Here is a 21,971-nt window from a genome sequence, read left to right on the forward strand (position 1 = left end):
CGCTCTTTCGCTCATTCACTCATTCACTCTTTAAATCATCAATCATGGTTTTAGTCATTGTCAAAGCGCTGGATATATTGGAATGGGTGGCTCGTGAACCGGGAAAGGCGCACTCACTCACGGAGATCGCCGAAGCCCTGCAAATGAATCAGGCAACTTGCGTTAATATTCTACAGACGCTGGTAACCAAGAATTACCTGGAACATTTAGGCCGTAAGAAAGGCTACCGGCTTGGACCAATGGCTTACAACCTGACGAATAACCTCTCGTATAGTCAGAATCTGGTCGAAGCGGCTAAAGATGAAATGGAAAAGCTGACGGCTCAGCTCAATGAAACGTCTATTTTGGGCATCATCCGCAACCAGAAACGGTTCATCGTCCATCTGGTCAACAGCGATCAGGATTTACAGGTACGCAGCCGCACAGAACGTAACGTATATGAGACAGCAACCGGACGCCTATTGCTCGCCTTTATGCCGGATAAAGAGCGGGATGGCTTTCTGCAAAGTAATGGCTTCCCATCGACTGATACATGGCCGGAAGCCGCCACGCCCGACGATCTTGATTCTGCTTTAATCAAGATACGCACTGAAGAGTTAGCTGTTACACATTCCAGGACGCACATCATAGGCCTGGCAGTTCCCATCCGAAAGAGTAGTCAGGTCGTGGCCAGTTTGAGTGTCTTCTTGCCGGAGATCCGCTGCTCAACGTCTCGTCAGAAAGAGATTGTACAGGCGCTGCGACAAGCCGCTCGGGTTATAAACGAACGGCTCGACGCATAGTATACGGGCATATAGCCTAGCGCCTTCTGCCTGATTAGACTTATGTTGCTTGATTAGTATCCAGGAAAGACCAGACTTTACAGGCTCCCAGTATCACCCCTGTAAGATAACCATCACACCTTCATCTCCCACCCTTTTTCGTATTCTCGCTTCCACAATTGCGTGGCGGGTTTGTTGTCTTTGATATGGCCATTGGTCGCATCGCAGTGGAGGGTTGTGCCAGTACGCTGGGCGATGTTAGCCAGGTGACAGAGCAAGACGCTTTTGTGCCCTTCTTCAATGGGCGCCGTTAGTTTGGCATCCTCCCGGATGGTTTCCACGAAGTTGGCAAAGTGTGTCATCTCCAGGTCACCCGTTGCGCTGACGGTGTTGTTGGGGTCTAGTTTCGTAGATGGCTTGATCTCCTTAACAAGCTTGTTCTTGTCATCAAAAATCTGGTAGTCGCCCCCACCTTTATTGACCAGCGTACCCTTATCGCCGTAAATAATAAAGCCCCGACCGCTATCTTCAATAGGAAAGGAGCTGCAACTACGCCCTTCCCAGGTGATGGCTTTCCCGTTATCGAACTCGAACGTAGCCACCTGCGTATCGGGTGTCTCCCAGTCATCTTTGTAGGCATAGCGGCCACCCGACGAGGTCACTTTCGACGGAAAGTCAACGCCCAAGAACCAGCGGCAACAGTCAATTTCGTGATTGCCGTTGTTACAAGCTTCGCCCGTCCCCCAGTTCCAGAACCAGTGCCAATTGTAATGCACCAGATTATCGCGGTAATCCTGCCGGGGAGCGGGGCCTTGCCAGAGGTTAAAATCCAGCGTGGGCGGTACGGCCACTTTCTTACCCACGCCAATGGGCTTGCGGGCGTTGGTATACCACGACTTCGCGAAATAGGGATTCCCAATGATTCCACCCCGCACTTCGTTGACGGCCTGAATCAGGGCTGGAAACGACCGGCGCTGGCTCCCTACCTGAATCAGTTTATTGTATTTGCCCCGTGCCTGAATGAGCAGCTCGCTCTCGTATGGGTTCTGACTACAGGGTTTTTCTACGTACACATGCTTACCATTAGCAATGCCCATCAGAGCTGCCGGAGCATGCCAGTGATCCGGAGCGGCAATGAGTAGCGCGTCGAAGTCTTTCCTGGTTACTAATTCGCGGATATCCTTGATGATCGTCGGTTGGCGACTGGCGTCTTTTACGGCGTCCATGCCGTTTTTCAGTGCCTTCTCTTCGACGTCACAGAGGTAGCCCACCTCGACATTGGGCAGCTTTGAGAATGCTTTGGCGTGGTAAGCTCCGCGGCTATTAACGCCCATGACGGCTACGACAACCTTATTGCTAGGTGCGTTTTTGCCGTAAATGGGGAAGTTTAAGATTGTGGTGCTGGCGGTGGCCACAGCGGTATTTCTGATAAATTTCCGGCGATCCATAGCAATCAGGTTTGGGTATCGTACGCTAGTTTACAGTATGAAAGTACAGGGTTACACGATCCCTACTCACAGCCAGGTTTCCTTTACTAATTGGAAGGTTTTATCGTAGCGGTCGTTCACAGTAGCCAGGGCTTTCTGAACATTCTGTTGAGCTGATTTATAATTTTTTGCGACCTCCATCAGTCGGTCCGTAATCTGTTGACCCGTGGTCTGTTCAATCTCAAATGTCCAGTTACCCAGGCCCAGGTCGTAATACATCTGGCCCTTGATGGTGTCCTGTGGTTGGCGAAGGTAAAAGCAGGGGGTTCCATTCACGGCGGCTATAATGGGCGAGTGGCACTCGAAACTGAGTACTGTGTGCGCCTGGGCATAGACCCCAGCGGCTTCGTCGGGCAACCAATATGGATGCCGAACGACCTTCGCCTTCACATCGGCGGGCAAGGGATCAATCAGTAATTCATCCATAATGTCCACCTGGTACGTCATCTCGGGACATACCAGCACTTTGTTTCCAGTCTGGCGCACCCAGGCAATCATGGCTTCCCGGAGTTTGGCGTGATCGGCTTCTTTCCACTTATCGTTGAGCTCGTTAACCTCCCGAATCTTCTCCTCACTCCACCCCGTATTCTGCTTGATTTTGTAGTAAGGCGTAACCCGAAGCCGGGGAATAGCGCAGATGAACTGACGCGGTTTCAGCTCGTTAGCGGCAAGAAATGCCCTCGCCTTTTCGTCATCGCGGATGGTCAGGGCAAACGTAGCGTCGGGCGCAAAAGCGATGTGATTACCCGACAAACCAACCTTGCGCAATGCCTCAATACTCGCCGTCTCGCGGGTGAAAATCAGGGAGGCTTTGGCCAGCAGCGTTTTCAACTCCGGAGGTATAGTCTGAATTGTGACTCCGAAAATACCGAATGGCTTGCGGGTCTGCTCATGCCAGGCTTCCAGGTAATCGGCTGCCAACACCGACGGCCCTGAGCCATGCAGGAAAAAATCGGCTTGCTGAAACGCCTGCTTCACTTCTTCCGATTGGGGCACATTCGCGTTAACACCACCGTGAATGATGCGCACATCCGGGTAATAATGGTTCAGCATAGCCTCTACTTTTTCACTGCGACTGCGCTTCCACAGAATGAGTTTGGCCTGGGGCAGGCGTTTCTTTAGGAGGGCAATCAACCCCGGCGTATGGGCGATATCACCAATATTGACATCCTGCCAGCCCGACGTAAACAAAATAACCGGGTCAGGTTTGCCGCTCGCCACCCCAATTCGGCTTGCCAGCAAGGATGCGCTCAGGAAGCTGGCCTGACGGAGAAACTCCCGGCGGTTACTGTTCAAGGAATCACTCATATTTATATCGGTCTCAGGTTACGTTTATCGCATAATAGCCTCCTTACTAAAGGAGACACTTACTCATGTTACTGGTTTTGCCGGCCTTATTCGCCCTATTTTTTTATGGCGAATAAGGCCGGCAAAAAGCTGGTTGAGGCTTCACTCAAAGAGCACCGACTTAGAAAGCACCCTTTGGCTATATCGTTACTGTTTCAGCACCTTGATAGATTTGGTTTGTCGGGTGGTAGAAACACGTAATAGGAGCATGCCGGTTGATTGCCGACGCAGGTCGAATACGTGCCGTTCTGTCGCCGTTCCGTGTTCAACGAACCGGTTCTCTACCGTGTGTCCTCTGCTGTCGGTTAGCAGTAATCGCAGCGCTTGCCCCTCGCCCCCCGCAATTTCTACCGTTACCTGTTCACGAGCGGGATTGCCTAACACTCGTACTTGCAACTGGCTCTGCAATTCACCAGCGCCCACCCGGCCGCTACCACCACCGCAAGCTGACAGCCAATTGTAGCTGAATGTTGTTTCATTGGGTGTACCGGTTTGCGCTGCTTTTAGCACTACAGTCGGATTGTCGGTATACAGATTCAACGTGTAGGGACCGGGCTGGGTGGTCGGCGGCAGCTCGTTGACAACCGAGAAGCTGACGGGTTGCCCGCTCAGACCCGCATATTGGGGCGTGAATGTCACTGACCGTTCACCAGTACTTACCGTCTGACAACTCACTGTGGTTACGGCTGTGATAGCAAACGGATTACCGCTACAAGCAGCCAGCCAGTTATAGCTGAAGCTTATGTCGCCTTCTGTACCTCCCTGCTTTGCTTTAAGCGTAACAACCGGATTATCGGTATACAAACTCAGGGTGTACGGCCCCGCATTAGTTGTAGGAGCCATTTCGTTGACCACTGAAAAGCTGACGGGTTGCCCACTTAGACCGGCGTACTGAGGGGTGAACGTTACGGACCGTAAATCGGCGCTCACCGTTTGACAATTCGTCGTGGTTACCGACGTAATAGCGAAACGAGCCGGCAACGGGTCAGGCCCCTGGAATTCAAAGGCGCCCATATCTACACCGGCCCCCTGCGGCCGATCTATACCAAGAATGTCTTTAACCGTGTACTGCCCCGGCGCAGCGCTACCCACGTTGATAGCAGGGCTGGTCGTCGATAGCCGGAAATCACTAGTAGCGGCATCCACAAACTGAGGGTCCTGCCCGGTTATGTTCTGATTGCCGCTGAAGAAGGAAATGCCTGTACCTTCAAACGTCAGGTTGTTGTTATGTACGATCGTCGACGAGTTAACTTCGGTTACTTTCTCACCCGGACGTCCGTAAAAAATATTGTTATATACACTGATATTCTTGGAACCCTGGGCAATGAACTCGCTCTGAATATCGTCGGTCACCTCGCCAGTAGCGGGGCTGTTTACGGTATTGGTTACCCCATTCTGGTAAGTCGTGTTGTTGATAATCGTAACATTGTCGCTGAAGTTGATATTGATACCCCGACCACCGTTTAAGTACGACAGGTTATTCTCGATCAGGAACCGACCTGTGTAACCGCCCAGCGAGTTTTTGCTGGCGATGTTATTATCGAGAATGATACCGTTACCGTCGTAAGTTCTACATGTATTGGCACCCCCATTTTTCCAGCGGACAAACAGACGGTTGCCGTATGTACGATTGTTTCGAATGATTATGCTAGGAGCGTTACCGGGGTGGTTATCATAGTTCCAGCTATTCAGAAAGCTGATACCGCTGGTGCCGTACACGGTGTACCAGGAGTTGTTGTACGACACATTATTCTCGAAGGTAATGTAGTCGGACTGGATAGCGCTAAGCCCCCCTCCTCCGCAATCATGCACAACATTATTCTTTACTTCAATATGATGGCAGTGCAGATTAGCACCATTGCGCCCATCAATGGAGATACCGTTGCCATTAAGCGCATTAGGCGGAGTTCCCGTCGGATTCACGCAGCTACCCGGCTGTGTATACGCCTGGGGTAAGGTTACATTAGCATTGTTGCCGATGATCTCAAATCCCTGGATGCGCAGGTAGGCCACACCGGGAAATACCTGGATAGCGTTCGCTCCGGTTAACGAAAGTACCGGGCGGTCGTTCTGGTAGTTTTTCAGCGTAATCCAGTTCGCTTCTGTGCCCGTACGCCGAATGCTGACTACGTTACCTGATGTGGTATACGTACCGGCCATAACATTCACTACATCACCGGGTTTGACGAGCTGAATGGCGGCCTGAATAGTGCTTAGGGGTGTACTTGGACTTAGACCATTATTGCTGGTAGTACCCAGCGGAGGTGGTGCTACGTAATAATTGATGTTGCTGGCAACCGTGGGTTCATATACATCAACCGGTACCGACGACGATACCAGTGTAGTAGCATCTGAAAACGTTACCCGTGTCCTTAGTTCATTATACGATAACTGGCCCGCCGGAACGGCCCAGGTAAAGCTATAGGGGGCAGTCGCATCTTCGCCCAGTACGGTGGTGCCCGTGGCAGGAGCCGTTGCGGCCGAACTAAGCAGAAACTCCACTTTGGTTACGGTTTTACCAGTAGCCGGCGACGCAGTAGCTGCAATAACGACCTGCGTTCCGGTGATGAACGAGGATCTGAACCCCGGAAATGAAATATTGGTTGATTGCCCCATTACAGGTTCGAGCACTCCCCAGCAACACAATGTCACAATAAGCCCCGCGCACCATTGAATTCTAGTAATGCTGTTGCTAAGAGGCCGCACCCAGCGAGTAAACCACATATGGCTAAACAGGGCAATACATGTAAAAAGAAAATTCTTCATCTGTATGTATCGTTAAAATTTTTCGTTTTAGAACTGGTTATACGGCGAAGTCTGAATGAACTCAACCATTTTTCAGACGCGAAGAGAAAGTGCTTCCCCATACAAGTGAGGAAGCGTTTACTGATTCAAAACCTATGATTAATAAGCGTTAACCATCCGAGCCATTCGGCAGGCTACTATGGAATGGTTAGGGTTGTTGTTTTTTTAACAGCATAGTCGCTTCCGGTAATACCCGTAGCAGTAAGCGTAACTGTATAGGTACCAGCCTTGGTATAGGTGTAGATCGGTGCCGGGTCGGTAACAGGTGCTGTACCATCACCAAAGTCCCAAGAGTAGCCAACGGCGTTCAGCGAGGTATTGGTGAACGTAATCTTCTGCGGTGTAGCCGCATCTGCTTTGGTAGTGAAGTTGGGAGTTGCTTTTAAAATAGTAGGATCGAAAGAGATTAAGGTGGTTTTAAGAAGCGGATTTACAGGCGATGCTGAGCTGTTTATTCCGACCCCGATAGCTAATTTTTGCGATGGGTTTGCTAATAGATAGTTTAAGTCAATCTTCAGATCGAACGCGGCCGAATTCTTACCAGCTCCAATCGTCACCGCAGCGGGTAGAACAAGTTTATCAACGGGCAGTACTACAGTACCGACCAGCGCGCTGGAACTGATTAGCCGACTAACGGTATCCGGGTTAGCCGCAATTGTTACCGGTAGATCACCATCTACGGAAACGCCACCCCGGTAAACACCCAGCGGGACAACCACTTTCTTGCTGGCCAGATCAACGGTGAACCGATACGTTCCGGTGGTTGAAATACTATTAATGATAAACAAGCCATTTTTGGCCGTTGGCATGTATAGAATCTGCTGCGGATAATCGGCTTGGGCGAGTTCCTCATACTTGCAGGAAGTCAATAAAAGACCGCCCCCGAAGCAGACTAGAACAAACCGTAGTAGGTTAGCAAGAGAAAGCATGTGTTTATGAGATTGATAGAGTCGATTACATCTGGGCTAAGTTGTAGCCTGGCCTTTGAACTACATTTTGCTAGGCCAAGTTGGAACTTGGCCCAGACGCTTTACTTACCAGCCCGGATTCTGAACGATACCTTTTGAGACATTTATCTCGCCCTGGGGTATTGGATAAAGGTACATCTTAGGCTCAAACACGCGATTTTCAACCACAACCGGGGTGTACTTGAAGGTTCCATCGGCGTTTCTGGTGATGTCGACGCCCATCAGGGGAGCCCCTAAATACTGCGGCCCCTGCATCCACCGGCGCACGTCCCACCCCCGGTGATCTTCAAAGGCCAGCTCAACCCGGCGTTCGTTTCTGATTCGCTCCCGCATCTCGGCCTGCGACAGACCCGCGGGCAACGGGGGCATAGCTACCCCTGCCCGGGCACGCACCCGATCGACGTACGTTTTGATGTCGGCATGACCCGGCGAAGCTTCGTTTAGCGCTTCGGCGTAGTTCAGATAGATTTCGGCCAGGCGAAAGAGATTCCACGAATACACACTGGTGTTATTCAGCAGTAGGTTGAGGTTTTCGTTGACGTATTTTTTCAGGTAATAGCCAGTCTTGGTGGCGTTGACAATGCCTTTCCCATCGCGTCCACCAATCCAGCTTTCCACCGGCCTTCCTTTGAACGTTGTGTTGTTCAAAATGATGTTTAATCCCAGGCGAGGGTCGCGGTTTGCATACGGGTTGGCCGCATGAGCCGGGTTGTTCCAGTCGAAGTTGGTGCCGTTCCTCATCTCATAGGCATCAACCAGGTTCTGCGAAGGGGTTGTACCACTATTTCCCAGGTCGTAGCCGATGGGGTAATTGGCCCTTTCGAACTCATTGCTGGCGGCCCGCCGACGAGACAAGATGACCTCGGGCGTTGTGAAGCTATTGGTGATGAACAGGTTGCGGTAGTTATTGTGCAGTGCATACCCGGTTCCGGCCAGGTCAATCACCGCCTTAGCCGCGTCGGCCGCGGCCTTCCAGCGGGCCTGTCTGTCTGCTGTGGTCAGCGAAATCAGTTCGGGTTTTGCGTAGCCACCGGCCCAGGTCGGTGTATTAAACAAATCGCTGGCGGCATACAACAACACCCGGCTTTTCAACGCCAGCGCGGCTCCCCGGGTGGCTCGCCCCAGATCCGTATTCGAATACGTTACCGGCAAATTTTTGGCTGCCGAGTCGCACTCCGCCGTAACGTATTGGATACATTCTGCCAACGTATTACGGGTGACATCCCCAAAATTATCGTCAACTGAGTAAATATTGGAAATGATGGGTACTCCCCCGTAGCGCTTTACTAACTCGAAATAGAAATACGCTCTCAGAAATCGGGCTTCGTACTTCCACCGCTGTATGTCGGCCAGGCGATTTCGGTAAACGGTTTGCGCGGAGGGTGCCGGGTCGAGTTTATACTGATCCAGGTTAACGCTATCCGACGAAACCAGAAACTGATTGGCCTTCCGGATGCCCCGGTAGAAATTTGCCCACAGGTTCTCAGGCGTATCAATTGAATTCCAGGAGCCATTGTTGAACTTTTGAACGTTGGATGTTTCCAGCGTGTGCTCAGCTTCATCGGTAGCCGATGCGGTCATAGCCCCGTCGATTTGCAGATAACCGCCCGGGATATCCGTATATAAAGAGTTAACCCGATTCAGGGTAAAATCGTAGGAACGAGTTACCTGCTGTGGGGTAAGGTCTGTGTTGAGTTCCCGGTCCAGGTTCTCGCAGCCACTTAGCCCCACAACGACAGCTATACTCAGTATGGAAAGAATCGATTTCATGTTTTTGTCTTGTTGAACGCCCGGTTAAAACTGAAGTCTGACACCTGCACTCACCGTGCGCAGGGCTGGATAGCCGCTACTAACCTCCGGGTCGATATAGCCCTGCATGTAATCGAGCGAGAACAAATTCGTTCCGTTAACAAACACCCTGGCCTTGGTTATCTGGGCTTTATTAAGGAGCGAAACAGGGAGCGTATAGCCTAATTCGAGACTGCGCAATTTGATAAAGCTACCGTCGCGCTGCCAGAAGCTGGAGAACTGATAGTTGTTCAAATTATTAGATGCCGACAGTCGGGGATACGTAGCCGTAGCGGCTGTTTCGGGGGTCCAGCGATCCAAAGCAATCGGCGCAACCTGCCCGTTGTTCTGAAACGCGTGAAACTGGCTTCCGCCGAAATAAGCCGTTCTGCCGGTAACGCCCTGGAATAGAAAATCCAGATCAAAGCCTTTGTACTGTAGCTTCGAATGTAGACTCACGGTAAGGGTTGGAACCGACGTATTGCCAATTGGACGAGTATCGTTCTGATCGATGACGCCATCGCCATTCTGATCTTTATACTTGATATCACCCGGTTGCAGCGACGAAAAAATCTGCCGGGGACTGGCCGCAATCTCGGCCTGGTCTTTGAAAAGACCGAGCGCTTCCAGACCAAATGGCTGACCAACGGGGCGTCCCGTTGTGTACTGGTAATCAAACAACCGGATGGCTTCGGCATTATAAACAATCTTGTTCTGGGCGTACCAGCTGCTGGCTTCAACCATGTACTGAAACGCGCTGGTAGCAGAAGTCCCTGCGGCAGACTGGTTGCTGTACCGGATGGTAGCCTCAAAACCCTTATTGTCAATTTCACCCTGGTTCAGAAGGGGTAGCACTACCCCCGTATACTGCGGCACCGTTCGGTTAGGCGATACCAAAATACCAGACCGGTTATTCCGGAACAGGTCAAGCGTAAAATCCAGTCGCTTGGCGAGGGTTAATTCAACACCAAGATTTACCGTTTTTTGTCTTTCCCAGGTCACGTCCGGGTTGAATGCCCCTTCAGCTAAGCCAAACACCTGCGTATTGTTGTTTCCCAGGTAATAGGCATCCGTGTAGGGATAGCGCTGTTCGAAAATGAACCGGTTGTTAACGCCAATCTGATCGCTGCCTGTCAGGCCATACGAGCCACGGAGTTTTAGATACGTAATGGCGGAGTTCTCTTTCAGGAAGTTTTCGTTCGAGACAATCCAGCCCAGTGAAGCCGCCGGAAAGAACCCGTAGCGCCGATCTTTCGGGAAGTTTTCGGAGCCCATATACCCGAAAGAAAACTCACCGATGTACGTATTGCGGTTTGAATAGGTAATGCGTCCTCCACCACCCACGTGCTTGAAGGGTAGACTCTGGATCGCTGATGTGGTTGGGTTAACGTTGGTATAACTATCTGAGTTATACATTAGCAAAGCCGAAATCCCGTGTTTACCAAACGTGCGGTCGTAGTTCAGGAAACCCTGGAAGATCACGTTGCGCCACTGGTCTGAGTTGGCCTCGTTACCGACCAGTGAGGTATTCTGACCAAAGCGGCTGTAAAACACTTCACCCGACGCGTTTCTGGTGGCGAAAGCCCGCTCGTAAGTCTTGGTCTTGTCGGAGAAACTTCGAAAAAAGCTGTTGAACGACACAGCCGCTGAAATACTTAATCCCTGAGCGATCATGTCCAGTTGCTCAGTCAGCTTTAACGTTGACTGGAGCGTTCGGCCGTTGGAGGTGTACGAACCCGTCCGAAGCAGATTGCCCAGCGGATTAGTCAGCGCGCTGGTTCCTCCAAAGCTGCCATCCTGGTTATAGACCGGAAACGCATTGGGGGGCAGTTTAGCCAGAGCACTAAACACGGTATCGGTCTTAGTAGCCGCCGGATTGGCTTTATCTTCCACGCTGCCGCCCAGGGTAAGCGAAGCCGACAGGCGTTTGGTCAGATTAATGTCAACGTTCGACCGGAAATTGAAGCGGGAGTATTTTGAGTTAACGCTTTCGGGGTCCAGATCGCCCACGTTTTTGTATAGACCGTTGCTCTGAATAGCGTTTAATAACACAAAATAGCGAACAGTGCTGCTTCCCCCTCTAAAATTCAGATTGTAGTTTGAGATCGGCGCTGTTTTCTTCAGCACCTCGTTGTACCAGTTTACGTTCGGGTAGAAATAGGGATCACTGCCCGTTCGGTAGGCTTCCAGATCGGCATCGGTGTAGCGAGGGGCTTTTCCGTCGTTCCGTAAACCTTCGTTATACAGACGGGCGTAGTCGTATGAACCCAAAAACTGAGGCAGTCGCGAAGCCGTATGAAACCCCTGCTGAGTGCTGAAGTTAACAACCAACGGCCCATCACTGCCTCGTTTGGTGGTAACGAGCAGCACACCGTTAGCCCCGCGCAGCCCGTAGATGGCCGTTGCCGACGCATCTTTCAGTAAGGAGATCGACTCGATTTCGTCGGGCACCAGTTGCTCGTACGAACTCTCGAACCCATCGACCATAATCAGCAGATTGCGTCCAGACCCTCCGAAGGTGTTAATACCTCGTCCGATAAGCGTTGGCGTATCGTTACCGGGTTCTCCCCCACTCTGCTGCACCGTAAGGCCGGGTATGCGGCCAAACAGCGTATTGCCCAGGTTGGTAGCAAAGTTTTTTTGCAGATCGCTGCCCGAAACGGTCGACAGCGCACTGGTGATTTTCCAGAGGGGTTGCCGTCCGTAGGCAATGGGTAACTCAGCATTCCGGTTATCGTAAGGCGGTATAGGAGCGATTGTCTTCACGGAATCAGTACCCGCCTGTTGGCTCCGGCCCATCTGGCTAATGAGGCCTAACAGAAAAATCAATCGGATAGTAAGGTAGTGGTTAGCGTTCATAGGTGTCGTAGCGATTGATTTACCAACCTGGATTCTGGACGAGGTAGCCCTTAAAAACTTCGTTATTCAGGAAGGGATGCAGATACATCTGGGGCAGGAACGTACGGTTTTCAATGACGTAAGGCTCATACCGAAACTCCGTGCTGTTCGCAATTTTGTAGATCTTAATGCCGTACATTGCCCCAGTCATGACACCCTCATTTTGGGCAATCATCCAGCGCCGGATGTCCCATAAGCGATGGTCTTCAAACGCCAGCTCAATGTCGCGCTCGTTACGAACCCGCTCTCTGAACTGCTCTTTGGTCAGGCCCGTGGGCAGTTTAGGCATGCCCGACCGCTGCCGGATTGCATTGACGGCATCGTAAGCAGCGGGTACGGGCCCCTGCGCTTCGTTCAACGCTTCGGCATAATTGAGGTACGCTTCGGCCAGCCGGAAGACGATTGAATTCGGTACGGCACCACTAGCGGTCGACAACTGGTCGGGGATGAGTTTTTTCATCCACGCACCGCCCCAGCAGCCATCGGCATTCCGACCGCCCTGAAAGGTTTCGAGTGCTGGCCAATCCCGGTTCCAGAACGAGCCGACGTAACCAACCGTCTGAGCAAAGCGGGGGTCTAACTCCGAGTATTTTTTGAGCAGGTCAGAACCGCCCCCGTTCAGATTCCAGGTTTGTGGCGTGCCATCTTTTTTCTCATACTTGCGGACAAAGTTGTGAATGACTGAAACCCCGCCCCAGGCGTTGGCAATTGAAACCGGCTGAATCCCGTACCACGGAAACTGCGTTCGCCCCCGGCTACCATACGCTTTTTCGGCGAGCACGATTTCGGTATTATCATTCTGCTCCCAGGCAAACTTGTAGTTCTTATCGACGCCTTTGTCCGTAATCAATGCAAACCCACCAGCAGTGGCCAAGTCCAGGGACGCTTTGGCCGCGTCGGCCGCCAGTTGCCAGCGGTTATTATCCTGATTGCCGTAGCAAATGAGCTTGTTATTTTGACCCAGACTCAGGTAAGGACTAGCCGTGTTGAACAACGGACTAGCCGCAAATAAGAGCGTCCGGGCTTTCAGCATCTGGGCCACCGTTTTGGTAGCTCGTCCGCGGAAGTTGGGCGTGTAGGCAGCGGGCAGCAGCGAAACGGCTTCGTCGCAATCTTTAGTGATAAAGTTAACGACGTCTTCCACGGTACTCCGTTTCACGTTTACATCATCCGTCACCCCCAGACGTTTATCAACGATTGGAACCCCGCCGTACCGTTTGAGCATTTCAAAGTAATTCAGCGCCCGGATAAACTTCACTTCGCCCATCACCTGATTCTTATACGCTTCGTCCAGGCCGGGTACGTCATTGATCCGCTCCAGAATGATATTACAGTTCCGAATAACCGTCCAGCGGATGTAGTAGCGATAATCCTCCTGCCCCACTAACCCATCGTTCGCCGTAATCGTGGCGGCATTCCATTGCTGTGTATGGAAAAAAGTCACTTCCGATTCAGCTTCATCGGTAATACCCGCGTTGATGGTAGTCGTTCGCGTCGTAGGAATCAGGTTCGCGTCGTTGTACGTAAAAATTGAGTGAATACCGATGCGATAGGTACTGGTAATGAACGTTTCCAGTTGAACCCTGGACGAGAAAACAGTGCTTTCCGTTACGTCAACCCCCGGAGCTTTATCCAGGAATTCGGTTATCTTCTGGTCGCAGGATGATGCGATCAGTAGCAGCGCCCCACAAAAAACGATGTTGATTATTGACTTCATGGTGGGTTAAAATCTGAGGTTTAGGCCAACGTTGATCACGCGCGTAAGTGGGTAAGGCTCTTCGTTGGTGATTCCCGGTGGTTGCTCGGGATCGACACCCGGAAACACCGAACTCCAGGTGTAAAGGTTATTGGCATTCACGTAGATCCGGCTGGCGCTAAGGCCAATACGGCTCAGTAGCGTTACGGGAAAATTGTAACCGATCTCGACGTTTTTTAGCCGTACGTAGCTGGCGTCCCGCGTCCAGAACGAGGAGGCCTGATAATTATGCTTCTGCACATCGTCGCCAATAGACAGGTGCGGGAAGTCGATGGGCAGGCCCTTTTCCAGACGCTCCGGCGACCAGCTATTGAGCAGATAATCAACGGCTCCCGAATTTTCGAAGAAACCCCGAATCTGCCGTCGACTGTAGGCAATTGATACGTTGTCGGCCCCCTGGAACAGCACCGATAGGTCGAAGCCTTTATAATTGCCTCCGAACGAGACCCCGAATATCTTTTCTGGGAAATTGGAGTAACCGATGGGTACCTGATCATCGTTGTTGATAACGCCATCGCCGTTCACATCTTTGTACTTGATGTCACCGGGCTGAATTCGGTTGTTATTCCAGGACGATACCGGGCGGTTCGCGTCGTTGACTTCTTCCCAGGTGTTGTACAACCCTTCGGCCACTAACCCAAAGTATTGGCCAAAACGCTGGCCGGTACGGTACTGGTAGGAGAAGGGACGCGGAATCTCATCCTGAAATTCTACCTTGTTCCGGGCAAACGTAAAGTTTCCTTTCACGAAGAAGTTGAGGTTACCGACGCGGTCATTATACGTAATGTCGCCATCAAAACCCCGGTTACGCATCCGGCCCAGATTATAGGCGGGCAAGATCGAGCCTACGATAATGGGCACCGTTCCCCGGTTGGCCAGAATATTGTTTCGCTGCTCGCTGAAGAAATCGGCCGTAACGCCGATTTTACCCTTCCAGAACGCGAGTTCTACGCCCAGGTTTTGCTTAATAGCCCGCTCCCAGGTCACATCAACATTGCCTAATCTGGCTTCCTGCGCATAATTGTAGCGGGTAGAGGTGCTACCAACTTCGCCGAAAAAGTAGCCCCCTGTGTTAGTATTCGTTATAAGTGTGTAGACCGAATCTCGGTACAAGAACCGATCACTGCCAACTTTGTCATTACCAACTTCGCCATACGATCCTCTTACTTTGAGGTAGGTAACTACGTCACTTTTTGGAAAGAACGGTTCGTCGGATGCTACCCATCCCAGCGAGTAGGCCGGGAAAAAGCCGAAGCGGTTACCAGGAGCGAAGTTTTCCGTGCCGTTATAACCAAAGGTAAACTCGGCCAGATAACGCCCTTTGTAGCCATAGGTTGTCCGACCAACTACCCCCTGGTAGCCGTTGGGTATCAGAAACGCCAGGGCTGGATCGAAGTATTTGGTTTGGTTGTAGTTGACCAGGCCCGTTACGGCGTGGTCGCCGAACGCCCGTTTATAATCAAAGCCGAATTGCGCATAAGTCCGCCGGTTCTTGCCAATGGTCTGGGTAAAGCCGAACGGTTGTTCAACATTATTCGGCACCAGATTTACTGCGCCATCCGGCAAACGGATAGCATTATACGTCACCAACGTACGCCGGTTTACCAGCGTCTCGGTGTTGTTGTTCTGGTAGTTTACGATACCTGTGGCCGTTAACCCTTCGGTAATGAAATCGAGGGTGTAATCCAGGCGGAGTGAGCCTTGCAGAAAATTCTTAAACTGCCGGTTGTAACCTTCAGCAAACAATGTTGACAGCGGATTTGTGACCGTACCCAATCCTGTAAGATCAACAATCTTATCGCCGATAAAGCCCGGCGATGTCAGCGGATTGGCCCGGGCAATCGATTCTATAATTCTGGCGCTATTGTTGGCGGTGCCGTTCAGGTTATTGCTACCCGTCAGGTTTTCAGTCTGCGAAGACAGATCGAGTGAGGCCTTCAACCGTTTTGTTACGTCGAAGTCGAAACTAGATCGAAAATTGTACCGCTTATATTTTCGGTTAGCGTCGAAATCTTTGACCAGTTGGGTATTGTTAAACTGACCGCCCTGACTAAAAAAACCAGTCGACACGAAATAACGGACTTTCTCGGTACCTCCGTTGATCGTGAGGTTATGTTGCGTTTGCAGTGCCTGTGGCTTTAACGTCAGGTCGTACCAATCTGTATTGGGATGAAAGATGGGGTCCTCCCCTGATTTATACAAAGCTAGATCGTTATCTGAAAATTTAGGGGCGTACACTGAGCCAGAAACGTAAGCGTCATACCGCTGGGCCTCGTTGTAGGACCGGGCGTAGTCGTAACTGTTCATGCCCTTGCGCAGCGCCGTAAAGCTGGTACTGGCCACATTACCCGTATAGCTAAGCTGAGGACGCCCGATCTTACCGCGCTTGGTAGTGATGAGCAAAACGCCGTTGGCTCCCCGAATCCCGTAAATTGCCGTTGCCGACGCGTCTTTCAATATGGTCAGGTTTTCGATTTCGTTGGGGTCAATGTTATTGTAATTGCTCACCTCCACACCGTTGACCAGAATGAGCGGATCGGCGGCTCCCGAAAAGGTACTCACCCCACGAATGCGTAGCGTCGACTGATTATTACCCGGCTCACCACTCCCCTGAACGGCAAAAAGGCCCGGCATCCGGCCAACGAGCGAGTTGCTGATGTTCGCGACCGGCGACTGCACCAAATCTTTAGTCGTTACCGAAGCAATGGCGCCCGTTACGGTGGCTTTCTTCTGCGTACCAAACCCCACCACCACCACCTCATTGAGCTCTTTCATGTCGGGCTTCAACGCAATGTTAATCTGGGTCTGCGGTTGCCCGCCGGAACCGTTGCCATTACCAACCGTAACCTCTTGTTTATCATAGCCGACAAAGCTAAATACCAGCACCGCGCCCTGCGTGGGCACGGCAATGGAGTATATACCGTTCGCGTCGGTGTTCGTTCCCCTGGTGCTGCCTTTTAGTACAACGCTGACTCCCGGAATCGGCTCGCCTTTTTCGGTATCCGTTACTTTACCTTTTACCAGAACATCAGCCGTTTTAGCAATTGACAGGGTTTGTAAATCAGCTTTTGAGGCCAGCGCATTCGTAGCTAAAGCTCGATCAGCTTCTTGCTCGACCGATTGGCTGTCGGATGTCTTTAGCAATCCGGTTTCCAACGACAAATCTTTAGCTGATCTCCGGGGCAGGATTGTGTATCCTCCACCTTTAAGCTTTTGAAATCGTAGATTAGCGGGTGTGAGTACGCGTTCCAGCACCCGTTCCAGTTTTTCGTTTTCATTTAGCTCCCCTGAAAACGTTTTGTTCTCCAGCAGCTCTTTCTGATAAATGAAACTGGTTTTGTGGGTCAGCTCTAATTTTTTAAGGAGCGTAATCAGGCTGGTTATCTTTTCCTGCGCTCGGATGCCTTCCTGCGACTTACGTACGGAGGCAAACGTCAGTTGGGCAACTCCCTGCTGAATCCCACAAAAACTAGATAACCATAGGGTTGTATAAAAAAGGATACGTCTTTTCATAGGGTAAACGGGATTGTGTGACTGGCCAGGCTGTCGTTGGTAGTCAAACAGACGACCCTACGGCTTTTCCCGTTTTTTCTATGACTATTTTTTGTTAATTTTTAAATCTTCCTATCAAACCCTAGCCAGCTTGTATGATAAGGTGCTTTGTCCTTTTTACTTTCATTTTAGTAAATTATGTACCTAACCATTTATTCAGACATGATGCTAGCTATCAAGGGAGGCTGTTCATTCCTATAAACCTTTTCAATTAGCTTGAGCAGTACGATACAAATCACTATAAAATTATTGTTGTTGTGAACCTTTCTCATGCTTCAGCCGTCTATAGAGTGATTAGTCAATCAAGAATGGATAAGCAAGAGCAACTTATGCAAGCAGCTTTACAGCTGTTTGTACAATATGGGTTTCATGGAACGCCAACCAGCCGAATCGCTCAAGAGGCTGGTGTTTCCAATGGTACGTTATTTCATTATTTCAAAACCAAAGAAGACTTAGTTATTGCGCTCTACAATAAAGTTAAGAATGATTTGAGCCAGTATTTATTAATCGATGTTGATCCAAATGCCAGCGTTAAGTCCTTGTTTCATAACTTATTTACCAGGTCTTTGTTATGGGCGCTGGATAACCAGCAAGCTTTCTTTTATATCCAGCAATTTCACTTTTCGCCCCACCTAGCGCAGTTGCCAACTGAGGTGCTGGACGAGCAAACGCGTGGTCATCGACAGTTAATTGAGCGTGGCTTGTTGGAGCATACACTTAAGCCACTGCCAGCCAACCTCATTTATGCCTTGATTAGCAGCCAGGTGTTCGGCCTCTATCAATATCTAATCTCAGAGCCGTTGACGGATGCCGAGCGCTTGCAAGTCATCAATCAATCGGCCAATTTGACCTGGGACATGCTGAAAGCTTAAAAAATTTATTGTTTTATTAGAGTGATTAGTCAATCAAATTCAGAAAACTATGGAAAAGAAAACAGTTTTAATCACAGGGGCTTCCAGTGGTATTGGCAAGGCAACCGCCATCCTACTCCACGAAAAGGGGTATCAGGTGTTTGCCACTGCCCGGCAGACCGCCAAAATGAACGACTTGGAGCAGATGGGCATTCGGGTTATTGCCATGGACGTAACCGATGAGGAGTCAATGACCAGTGCCATCCAACGAATACGTAACGAGGTTAGCACATTGGACGCGCTCGTGAATAACGCGGGGTATGGGTCCTACGGTGCAGTGGAAGATGTCTCTATGACAGAGGCTAGATATCAGTTTGAAGTAAACGTCTTTGGCTTAGCCCGTTTGATTCAACTGATGCTGCCAACCATGCGGGCGCAGCACTCAGGCCGTATCATCAATGTGTCGTCCATTGGCGGACGAATCGGCGAGCCCCACGGCGCCTGGTATCACGCCACTAAGTTTGCGGTAGAGGGCTTTAGCGATAGTTTACGCATGGAACTCAAGCAGTTTGGTATTGATGTGGTTGTTATCCAGCCAGGAGCTATAAAAACGGAATGGAACCAGATCGCCCGGGAGAACCTGCTGAAAGTTTCGGGAGGTACAGCTTATAAAGATTTAGTTGAAAAACACGCTCGTATGTTGAAAACAGCGGACGATCGGGGTTCGGAGCCAATAGTGATTGCACAAGCTATTGCAGAGGCAATTCAAGCCAGGAAACCGAAAACCCGGTATGCAGTAGGCTCGGGAGCCACGATTGTTCTGACGGCGCGTAAGTTATTGTCTGACCGGGCGTTTGATCGGCTTATGTTAAGCCAGATGAAATAAACAGGGGTTACTAACCAAGTTATCGCTTTTGGGTGCTGATGGTACATTGTATGTTACTATCAGCACTCTATAAATGATCTGATAACCAGTTTATCTACTCAAACGAATACGTGTCGCCGTTTTTTTTCACTTCAGCCCCTAAGATGATGGCCAGGTTTTCGATGCAATCCTCCGGCACTTCGGTCCGTAGCTTACCGGTTAGCTTTTTGTCCGCTAGTTGAGCATCTTCCAGCTTGATCGTTACGCCAAAAGTATCTTCCAGACTATGAATGATTTCCGGAAGTGTTTTACCGTCTAGCACCAGGTACGACTCTTTCCAGGCATCATATACGTCAGGTTGCACCTTCTTTAGCTCAATCTGGCGGCTTTGGGGCGTCACGATGGCCATGTCGCCCGGCTTCATCACCACGGAGGATTGATTGTCAGCCTGCAGCTGAACCTTGCCTTCGTGCAAAACAACGTTGGTCTGCTCCCGGCGCGTATTCACGTTGAACTCGGTTCCTAACACCTCAATCTTTGCTTCGGGCGTATGAACGATAAACTTGGCTCCTTTGCGCTTGGCAATGTCGAAATACGCTTCACCCGTCAGCCACACCTCCCGAACGGGACTGTTCGACAGATCATCCGCTACCTTCAACGACGAATTGGCGTTAAGTGTAACCACCGAGCCATCGGCTAGTTGAATTTCCTGAATTTTACCGTAAGCCGTCTGATACGTCAAATCGGCATTGGCTTTGTATGTCCACCAGCCAAGCCCTATCGACATCACCAACACTACCACCGCAGCCGCAGCCCAGCGTGGGTCCGACCAGTACGGTCGTTGATACCAGTGAATAACCCGACCCGGCTGACGCTCGGTTGGTTGCTGTACCGATTCTATGTCGTTGAAGATTCGTTGTCTGAGCCGGGCAAGATCCGATTCCGACGGGTCAATTTCGCGAAACTGAATCGTTTTGACGTAGTCGATAGCTAGTTGAATGTCGGCCACTTTATGAGGGTGTTCAACCATAAACGTCTGCCAATACCGATCCAACTCATCAGTGGGCGTTCGCACCCAACGGATGAAATCAGGGTCTTTACAGAAGTCTTCTACAGTGAAAGCGGGATTCGGCATTGGATAGGCTTCATGATTGTACTCGTTAAACAGCCTACAATTTATTTTTTCCCGGCTTTACTCAAATAAAATCTTGGACACATAAACCGAAATGCCTCCAATCAGGCTCCAGAGCGCCCCACCCCGCTTAAACGAAGCCTGCACCTGGGTCCGCAACGTGGTTAAGGCTACGTTGATTGTGTTGTACACACTCTTCATTGTGATATCCATGACCTCGGCCGCCTGCTGGTAACTCAGTCCTTTCATGTACACCAGATACAGGATTTCTTTTTGGCGCTTAGGCAACTTATTGAGTTGAGCGATAACCAATAACTTCTGCTGTTCAACCAACTGCTCCTCTACTAAGGTTTGCTCATACGGCTGAATCTGAAATACGGCATCGTCGAAGAGGTACTCGTCCGAATCCAGCTTGTTCAGCCGACCAACCGTATCCAGCAAACGACGGCGTAGCGCCCGATAGAGATAAAAGCGGATGTTGTCGGTAGCCCCCAGCCGAGCCCGGCTTTCGTGCAGGTGCAGAAATAACTCGTGCAGGCAGTCCTCCACTACCTGTCGGTTGCGAACCAGGTTATAACCATACCGGTACAGATCGGCCGCGAACAAATCGTAGATCTTAGCAAAGGACGACTGATCACCGTTTCGGAAGCAATTCCAAAGGTGAATGTGTTCGGATGGTGGAAGACGGTCATTCATTGTCTGATTCCTCTTTATCAGCGGGCAACGATCAGTAATCCCAATCCGACGATGTAGCAGAGTAACATGCCATTCAATAAGCCGTTAACGCCTTTGGGTGCCGACCGAAATTCGCGCCAGACATAAATACCCCACAGAGCTGCCACCACCGTAGCCCCCTGGCCAAGTCCGTAGCTGATGGCCGGACCGGCCTTGTCGGAGGCCAGAATACTAAATGACATGCCGAGGCACCAGATCATGCCCCCCAGTACACCCGTCAGGTGGTTACGTCCGCTTCCCTGAAAATAATCGGCGTAGCTAACGGGCGTGCCCACGAAAGGTCGGCGCATGAGTAAGGTATTGAAGAGAAAGTTACTGATTAATATGCCCAGCGCGAAAAATACAACCGCTGTGTAAGGACTAAGCTTACCAGGCTCAGGCTGGTCGAAGTCTGGAAACATGGCCTTGGCTACGTAGCCATAAAACAAGCCCATTAAGCAACCCGCTACTACAGACAATAACAAGCCCTTCGTAGAAAGGCCCTGCGTGGATTCGCCCTGCGTGGATTCGCCCTTTGCCGATAAATCTGCACTAGCCGTAGTAGTGCGCCGGTAAGCAACGGCGTTGAGCAGAATCGCCACCACAATCAATGCCATACCCCCAAAGAGCAATCCGGCACTACCAACGGGAGCATTGAGGTAATTGACCACCACGCCAATGACCAGCGCCAGCCCAATACCAACGGGAAACGCGACGGACATGCCCGCAATGGCGATGGCAGCCCCCAACAGAATATTGGCCGCATTGAAGAGCACCCCACCCCAGATTGCCGAACCGACATTCGTAGAATCCGCCTGCCGGACATCAGCCAGAAACGGACGTCCCCCTTCCCCTAAGCTACCCAGCGTGAGGGCTAACAATAAGGATAGCGCAACGATACCGAATACGTAGTCCCAATAAAATAACTCAAAACGCCAGTTGCCCGCCGACAATTTCTGGGTATTGGCCCAGGACCCCCAGCAAAGCATGGTGACCACGCAAAACAGCACGGCTGTACCGTAAGACTCGATGATAAACATGGGTTTA

14 protein-coding genes are annotated in these 21,971 nt (G+C 50.8%); 3 read left to right on the forward strand and 11 right to left on the reverse strand.

From position 1 onward, the window contains the following. The first annotated feature begins 44 nt into the window (after positions 1 to 44). Positions 45 to 782 carry an IclR family transcriptional regulator gene (locus ACFSUS_RS07500; RefSeq protein ID WP_381521163.1) on the forward strand — a complete coding sequence of 246 codons (738 nt, stop codon included), beginning with the start codon at positions 45 to 47 and terminating at the stop codon, positions 780 to 782. A 113-nt stretch (positions 783 to 895) separates the two neighbouring features. On the opposite strand, the gene ACFSUS_RS07505 is transcribed toward ACFSUS_RS07500, so the two are convergent. The 8 genes from ACFSUS_RS07505 to ACFSUS_RS07540 all read right to left on the reverse strand — a co-directional run bounded on the left by ACFSUS_RS07505 (position 896) and on the right by ACFSUS_RS07540 (position 17,323). Then, entirely contained in the window at positions 896 to 2,209 is a 1,314-nt protein-coding gene (locus tag ACFSUS_RS07505; RefSeq protein ID WP_381521166.1) for a Gfo/Idh/MocA family protein, read from the reverse strand. A gap of 66 nt (positions 2,210 to 2,275) precedes the next feature. Beyond that, entirely contained in the window at positions 2,276 to 3,556 is a 1,281-nt protein-coding gene (locus ACFSUS_RS07510) for a polysaccharide pyruvyl transferase family protein (RefSeq protein WP_381521168.1), read from the reverse strand. Between the two features lie 186 nt (positions 3,557 to 3,742). Next, positions 3,743 to 6,361 carry a choice-of-anchor Q domain-containing protein gene (locus ACFSUS_RS07515; RefSeq protein WP_381521170.1) on the reverse strand — a complete coding sequence of 873 codons (2,619 nt, stop codon included), beginning with the start codon at positions 6,359 to 6,361 and terminating at the stop codon, positions 3,743 to 3,745. Between the two features lie 176 nt (positions 6,362 to 6,537). Beyond that, positions 6,538 to 7,329 carry a PKD domain-containing protein gene (locus ACFSUS_RS07520; protein WP_381521172.1) on the reverse strand — a complete coding sequence of 264 codons (792 nt, stop codon included), beginning with the start codon at positions 7,327 to 7,329 and terminating at the stop codon, positions 6,538 to 6,540. Between the two features lie 105 nt (positions 7,330 to 7,434). Beyond that, positions 7,435 to 9,138: a RagB/SusD family nutrient uptake outer membrane protein gene (locus ACFSUS_RS07525; protein ID WP_381521174.1), complete on the reverse strand. Its 1,704-nt coding sequence runs from the start codon at positions 9,136 to 9,138 to the stop codon at positions 7,435 to 7,437. 24 nt (positions 9,139 to 9,162) lie between these two features. After that, the gene (locus tag ACFSUS_RS07530; protein ID WP_381521176.1) at positions 9,163 to 12,015 is read right to left on the reverse strand and encodes a SusC/RagA family TonB-linked outer membrane protein; all 2,853 of its coding nucleotides are present in this window, start codon (positions 12,013 to 12,015) and stop codon (positions 9,163 to 9,165) included. Between the two features lie 19 nt (positions 12,016 to 12,034). Further along, complete coding sequence (locus ACFSUS_RS07535; protein WP_381521178.1) at positions 12,035 to 13,771, reverse strand: RagB/SusD family nutrient uptake outer membrane protein; 1,737 nt, start codon at positions 13,769 to 13,771, stop codon at positions 12,035 to 12,037. Positions 13,772 to 13,777: 6 nt separating this feature from the next. Further along, positions 13,778 to 17,323, reverse strand: a complete 3,546-nt coding sequence (locus ACFSUS_RS07540; RefSeq protein ID WP_381521180.1) for a SusC/RagA family TonB-linked outer membrane protein — start codon at positions 17,321 to 17,323, stop codon at positions 13,778 to 13,780. Between the two features lie 368 nt (positions 17,324 to 17,691). On the opposite strand from ACFSUS_RS07540, the gene ACFSUS_RS07545 reads away from it, so the two are divergent. Continuing rightward, complete coding sequence (locus ACFSUS_RS07545) at positions 17,692 to 18,234, forward strand: TetR/AcrR family transcriptional regulator (RefSeq protein ID WP_381521182.1); 543 nt, start codon at positions 17,692 to 17,694, stop codon at positions 18,232 to 18,234. Positions 18,235 to 18,283: 49 nt separating this feature from the next. Then, a complete protein-coding gene (locus ACFSUS_RS07550; protein ID WP_381521184.1) occupies positions 18,284 to 19,099 on the forward strand; it encodes an oxidoreductase in 816 nt (271 codons plus the stop codon). A 94-nt stretch (positions 19,100 to 19,193) separates the two neighbouring features. Here the strand turns inward: ACFSUS_RS07550 and ACFSUS_RS07555 are convergent, their stop codons facing one another. From ACFSUS_RS07555 to ACFSUS_RS07565, 3 genes are read right to left on the reverse strand one after another with little or no spacing between them, the layout of a single operon-like run. Further along, on the reverse strand, positions 19,194 to 20,213 hold the full coding sequence (locus ACFSUS_RS07555) for a FecR family protein (RefSeq protein WP_381521185.1): 1,020 nt from the start codon (positions 20,211 to 20,213) through the stop codon (positions 19,194 to 19,196). A gap of 57 nt (positions 20,214 to 20,270) precedes the next feature. Further along, positions 20,271 to 20,906 (reverse strand): RNA polymerase sigma factor, encoded by a 636-nt coding sequence (locus ACFSUS_RS07560; RefSeq protein WP_381521187.1) that lies wholly within the window; start codon positions 20,904 to 20,906, stop codon positions 20,271 to 20,273. A gap of 17 nt (positions 20,907 to 20,923) precedes the next feature. Continuing rightward, positions 20,924 to 21,964 carry a GRP family sugar transporter gene (locus tag ACFSUS_RS07565; protein WP_381521188.1) on the reverse strand — a complete coding sequence of 347 codons (1,041 nt, stop codon included), beginning with the start codon at positions 21,962 to 21,964 and terminating at the stop codon, positions 20,924 to 20,926. Positions 21,965 to 21,971: the final 7 nt, after the last annotated feature.

Source organism: Spirosoma soli, from assembly GCF_042684525.1.
Taxonomy (GTDB): Bacteria; Bacteroidota; Bacteroidia; order Cytophagales; family Spirosomataceae; genus Spirosoma; species Spirosoma soli.

What these genes read in the sequence shown, in the direction of transcription:
- ACFSUS_RS07500 (WP_381521163.1), top strand. Translation starts at nt 45, where the DNA reads ATGGTTTTAGTCATTGTCAAAGCGCTGGATATATTGGAATGGGTGGCT.
- ACFSUS_RS07505 (WP_381521166.1), bottom strand. Translation starts at nt 2,209, where the DNA reads ATGGATCGCCGGAAATTTATCAGAAATACCGCTGTGGCCACCGCCAGC.
- ACFSUS_RS07510 (WP_381521168.1), bottom strand. Translation starts at nt 3,556, where the DNA reads ATGAGTGATTCCTTGAACAGTAACCGCCGGGAGTTTCTCCGTCAGGCC.
- ACFSUS_RS07515 (WP_381521170.1), bottom strand. Translation starts at nt 6,361, where the DNA reads ATGAAGAATTTTCTTTTTACATGTATTGCCCTGTTTAGCCATATGTGG.
- ACFSUS_RS07520 (WP_381521172.1), bottom strand. Translation starts at nt 7,329, where the DNA reads ATGCTTTCTCTTGCTAACCTACTACGGTTTGTTCTAGTCTGCTTCGGG.
- ACFSUS_RS07525 (WP_381521174.1), bottom strand. Translation starts at nt 9,138, where the DNA reads ATGAAATCGATTCTTTCCATACTGAGTATAGCTGTCGTTGTGGGGCTA.
- ACFSUS_RS07530 (WP_381521176.1), bottom strand. Translation starts at nt 12,015, where the DNA reads ATGAACGCTAACCACTACCTTACTATCCGATTGATTTTTCTGTTAGGC.
- ACFSUS_RS07535 (WP_381521178.1), bottom strand. Translation starts at nt 13,771, where the DNA reads ATGAAGTCAATAATCAACATCGTTTTTTGTGGGGCGCTGCTACTGATC.
- ACFSUS_RS07540 (WP_381521180.1), bottom strand. Translation starts at nt 17,323, where the DNA reads ATGAAAAGACGTATCCTTTTTTATACAACCCTATGGTTATCTAGTTTT.
- ACFSUS_RS07545 (WP_381521182.1), top strand. Translation starts at nt 17,692, where the DNA reads ATGCAAGCAGCTTTACAGCTGTTTGTACAATATGGGTTTCATGGAACG.
- ACFSUS_RS07550 (WP_381521184.1), top strand. Translation starts at nt 18,284, where the DNA reads ATGGAAAAGAAAACAGTTTTAATCACAGGGGCTTCCAGTGGTATTGGC.
- ACFSUS_RS07555 (WP_381521185.1), bottom strand. Translation starts at nt 20,213, where the DNA reads ATGCCGAATCCCGCTTTCACTGTAGAAGACTTCTGTAAAGACCCTGAT.
- ACFSUS_RS07560 (WP_381521187.1), bottom strand. Translation starts at nt 20,906, where the DNA reads ATGAATGACCGTCTTCCACCATCCGAACACATTCACCTTTGGAATTGC.
- ACFSUS_RS07565 (WP_381521188.1), bottom strand. Translation starts at nt 21,964, where the DNA reads ATGTTTATCATCGAGTCTTACGGTACAGCCGTGCTGTTTTGCGTGGTC.